The following is a 444-nucleotide window of genomic DNA, read 5'->3' on the forward strand; positions in this document are numbered from 1 at the left end:
TTGGCGAATCGTCGCATGGATCCCGTCGCCGGAGCTTGCAAGGTTGCTGACACACTCGCCGCTGATGATGATGAACCAGATGCGTTTGCCACGCCGCCCGCTGACGGAATGCTGATTTCGGGCAGATTTACCCGCCCGTTGCTGTCGCTGACTTGGGTGTTCGTGGTGGTTCCGTCGGCGAAGGTGTACCCGCTGTCGAGCGTCGTGGTGACGGAGCGTCCGGCGGTGGGGATGCCGTTGACGGTGACGGTGATGTAGGCACCGGTGATGGTGCCGCAGGCGGTGCCGGTGTAGGTGGTCTGGTTGAAGGTGAGGACGGTGGTGTTGGAAGCCGCCGCGGCAACGGGGGCGACGGTGGCGATGGCGATGGCGGGGATGGTCCAGGCCGCGCCTTGCAGGATCGTGCGGCGATTCAGATCAGCGGGGGGGGGGGGGGGGGGGGGG

General features: G+C 66.4%; 1 pseudogene. It reads right to left on the reverse strand.

Annotation, left to right across the window (positions count from 1 at the left end):
- A pseudogene (locus tag AVW09_RS18115) lies at positions 1 to 444 on the reverse strand (hypothetical protein); the annotation flags it as partial.

Source organism: Microbacterium sp. T32 (assembly GCF_001619615.1).
Taxonomy (GTDB): Bacteria; Actinomycetota; Actinomycetes; order Actinomycetales; family Microbacteriaceae; genus Microbacterium.